Consider the following 3,519-nt stretch of genomic DNA (forward strand, 5'->3'; position numbering starts at 1 on the left):
GGTATGGGCGTTCATTGTACTTCTCCAGGATGGGGGCAACACTTGGTAAACAGTCGATTAATTCACCCACCCCTGTAAAATTAGGAATGCTGGTGCTAGTGTAAGCCAAGCTTAAGGTCGAAACCGTGCGTCTGCTCAGTCAGGTCAACCTCAATTCGCTTAAAATCGTGGAGAGTGCTGCGAGGCACGGTAATTTCACGCGTGCCGGCGAAGAACAGTTTATTACCGCTTCAGCGGTCAGCCAGCGCGTGAAAAGCCTTGAGGATCAGCTTCGTTTCAAGATTTTCCAGCGCGGCGGCAATGCGGTGTCGTTGACGCCGGAGGGCGAGACCTATGTCTCGCGCGTTCGCGAGGCGCTGGAGCGAATCGTCGCCGCCAGCATGGAAGCGACCGGGCAATCGCAGGAGCATGTGCTAAAAATATCGGTGCTGCCGACCTTTGCGGCACGCTGGCTGTTTCCGCGCCTGCCGCTGTTCCAGCAGCAATATCCCGATATCGTGATGCGGGTCTCGACCTCCTACGCTACGCATGAGTTCACGGCCTCGGAATTCGATCTCGAAATCCGTTATGGCGACGGTCACTTTCACGGGCTGCAATCCGATCTGCTGTTTCGCGAAGACCTGACACCGGTGTGCAGCCGCAAGCTGTTCCACGAAGTTCTCGGCGATAAGCGGCTGTCGAAAGTGACACCGGACGACCTCAAGCACTTCACCCTGCTGCATTCCGACACCTGCACCCAGAATTGGCAATCCTGGCTTGGTTTCGCCGGCGCCAGCTTCGTGCTCAGCGAGACCAAGAGCATCTATTTCGACTCGTGCATGATGTCCTACGAGGCAGCCAATTCCGGGATGGGCTTTGCGGTGGCCAACCGTGCCTATATGGCCAGCGACATCCGCGCCGAAAGGCTGGTGGCTCCCTTCGCCGTCCACCACCCGAACACGGCTGGTTGGTATTTTGTTTCCCCGCTGAGAGGCCTTGCCGCACGCAAGGTCCAGTTGTTCAAGCAGTGGGTGATGGCGGAAGCGGCTCTGACGCAGTGCCAACTGGACAGCGAAATCAGGGGCGAGGCTTCGACGGCCGCCTGAATCTCGGGCAAGTATCCGGTGTGCCGGCTAATTCTGATGCAAAGACAATGCTGCAGCACAAAATGCAGCGATAGTAGGCGCAAGCTCTTCGACCTTCGGACGGCACCGAATCAGGCGAAAGCTCTGCCCTCCTCGGTCCGCTGAAAAAGCATCAGGTCCAACCCCAGGCTTGGCCGTCCCAGGATGGTCAGGATCGTATGCGCCTGGCCGCGATGGTGGGTCTGGTGGTTGAAGACATGATCCAGCGCCGGCGCCAGCCTTTGCGAGACGGTGCGCATGTCCGAAACGGTCATGTAGGTGAAGCGGCCCGTCAACGCCTTGTCATTGAGGCCGCCGACCCAATCGATGATCCTCCTGTCCTCGGCTTCACGCGCCGCCCGCAGGCCGGTCAACCCCCGATGCAGGATGGCATCCAGTGTCGTCGGCGCGTCGCCCTCGCCGGTGAAGCGCTTCATCCAGATCCGGTCGGCCGTCAAAAGGTGGTTGAGCGTGCCCATCATCGAGCCGAAGAAGGCGCCGACATCGCGGTTGAATTCCTCATCATCGAGTTCGGCGGCGGCATCATAGATGCGACCGTTGGCCCATTGATTATAGGCCGCAAACATCATGAAATGCTGTCTCATGGCTTCCCTCGGCTCACGTCGATGCGGGGCCTACCTAACCCGCAGGAACGCCGCCGCCAATGACCATTCTGCTCTATGATCTCGTCGGACGCGACACCACACGTCCGTTCAGCCCGCATTGTTGGAAGGTGGTGATGGCGCTTGCCCACAAGGGGCTCGACATATCAACCGTACCGACGCGCTTTCTCGAGGTGCCTGCTGTCGAGGGCGGCGTTTCGAAAACCGTTCCGGTGATCCGCGACGGCGAGACAGTCCTCGCGGATTCCTTCGATATCGCGCTCTATCTCGATGAGGCCTATCCGGACCGGCCGACGCTGTTTGGCGGTGAAGGCGGCAAGGCGATGGCGCGCTTCGTCGAACGCTGGTCGCAAGTGACCATTCATCCCTACGTGACCACCGCGGCCATCATGGACCTCCATGCCATGCAGGACGCGGAAAACGCCGTCTATTTCCGCCAGAGCCGGGAGCAGCGTCTTGGCAAACAGCTGGAGGAGGTGATGGCCGCCAGGGAGGCCGGGCTCGGCAATTTCAGAGCCTCGCTGGAGCCATTGCGCTCGACGCTCTTCCATCAGCCATTCATCGGCGGCGCGTCGCCGCTGTTCAGCGACTATATTGTCTTCGGCGCCCTGCAATGGGCGCGCATAGCCTCGCCCTACCAACTGCTCGACGACGGCGACGTGGTGGCGCAGTGGTTCGCCCGCTGCCTCGACCTGCATGGCGGTCTGGGACGAAAGGTCGCCGCCGCGGCTTGACGCCGTAAAGCAGTACTTACTTGGCCGCCTTCTTTGGCTTGCCGGCCTTCGTGGCAGCCTTTGCCTCCTTGGGGGCGGCCTTTGCCTTGCCTGCGCCAGCTGCCTTCCTGGTTGGCTTTTTGGCTGCCGACTTGCCCGTGGCGTCCTCCTGGTCGACATCGGCGGCCGCCTGATGCCAATGGCGCTCATGATGTCCAGCCGGCTGGCCCTCTTGCAGCCAGATCTGGTGCGCACGGTTGCGAATGCGTTCCTGACGATCGTCTGTCATGGTCATGGTGTCTCCATACGGCCCGACCTCAGCGCGGCGCCGACACGCGAGTATAGCAAGCAACGCGTTGCTGTGTAGCCGTCTGATCTCGGCTTCGGGAGCACAGAAAAGCGCAGCGGCCTGCCCTTCGCTATCGCTCCCTGCCCTTCGGGCGTTCAAACCCTTTGAAAGGTCCACTGGACCTTTCAATCCGCCCGAAGGCGGACCGGGCTTTCACCGTTCGTCGCTCGGAAAGCCAAGCAATTGGCTTTCCGTCCGCTTCGCGGACCATCCCTCACCCCTTTGGCCTCACCCCTTTGGCCTCCCCCCTTGGCAATGGGCCGGGCGGCTTGTATAGAGCCCGCCACTCTCAATTCCATTCTCAGACAAGGACGACCCATGGCGCTCGAACGCACATTTTCCATGATCAAGCCGGACGCAACCCGGCGCAATCTCACTGGTGCCATCACCAGGATGCTGGAAGAGGCAGGCCTGCGCGTCATCGCCTCGCGCCGGGTCTGGATGAGCCGCCGCGAAGCGGAAGGCTTCTATGCCGTCCACAAGGACCGCCCCTTCTTCGGCGAACTGGTTGAATTCATGTCGTCGGCACCGACCGTCGTCCAGGTGCTGGAAGGCGAGAACGCCATTGCCAGGAACCGCGAAGTGATGGGCGCCACCAACCCGGCCAACGCCGCCGAAGGTACCATCCGCAAGGTTCACGCGCTGTCGATCGGCGAAAACTCGGTGCACGGCTCCGACGCGCCGGAGACCGCGGCAGAAGAGATCAAGTACTGGTTCTCGGACACCGAGAT

5 protein-coding genes are annotated in these 3,519 nt (G+C 61.0%); 3 read left to right on the forward strand and 2 right to left on the reverse strand.

Going from position 1 to position 3,519, the window contains the following annotated elements; genetic code table 11:
* The first annotated feature begins 125 nt into the window (after nucleotides 1–125).
* On the forward strand, nucleotides 126–1,085 hold the full coding sequence (locus EN984_RS26935) for a LysR substrate-binding domain-containing protein (RefSeq protein WP_027037936.1): 960 nt from the start codon (nucleotides 126–128) through the stop codon (nucleotides 1,083–1,085).
* 110 nt (nucleotides 1,086–1,195) lie between these two features.
* Here EN984_RS26935 and EN984_RS26940 read toward each other — a convergent pair whose 3' ends face one another.
* Nucleotides 1,196–1,708: a DinB family protein gene (locus EN984_RS26940; RefSeq protein WP_013532473.1), complete on the reverse strand. Its 513-nt coding sequence runs from the start codon at nucleotides 1,706–1,708 to the stop codon at nucleotides 1,196–1,198.
* A 59-nt stretch (nucleotides 1,709–1,767) separates the two neighbouring features.
* On the opposite strand from EN984_RS26940, the gene EN984_RS26945 reads away from it, so the two are divergent.
* Nucleotides 1,768–2,460: a glutathione S-transferase family protein gene (locus tag EN984_RS26945; protein WP_127267614.1), complete on the forward strand. Its 693-nt coding sequence runs from the start codon at nucleotides 1,768–1,770 to the stop codon at nucleotides 2,458–2,460.
* Nucleotides 2,461–2,476: 16 nt separating this feature from the next.
* On the opposite strand, the gene EN984_RS26950 is transcribed toward EN984_RS26945, so the two are convergent.
* Nucleotides 2,477–2,734, reverse strand: a complete 258-nt coding sequence (locus tag EN984_RS26950; protein ID WP_127267615.1) for a DUF2934 domain-containing protein — start codon at nucleotides 2,732–2,734, stop codon at nucleotides 2,477–2,479.
* Nucleotides 2,735–3,106: 372 nt separating this feature from the next.
* On the opposite strand from EN984_RS26950, the gene ndk reads away from it, so the two are divergent.
* Nucleotides 3,107–3,519, forward strand: a 413-nt coding sequence (gene ndk / locus EN984_RS26955; protein ID WP_127384079.1) for a nucleoside-diphosphate kinase, incomplete at its 3' end; no start/stop codon positions are given.

Origin of the sequence: Mesorhizobium sp. M7A.F.Ca.CA.004.12.1.1, assembly GCF_003997835.1 — a bacterium.
Classification (GTDB): domain Bacteria; phylum Pseudomonadota; class Alphaproteobacteria; order Rhizobiales; family Rhizobiaceae; genus Mesorhizobium.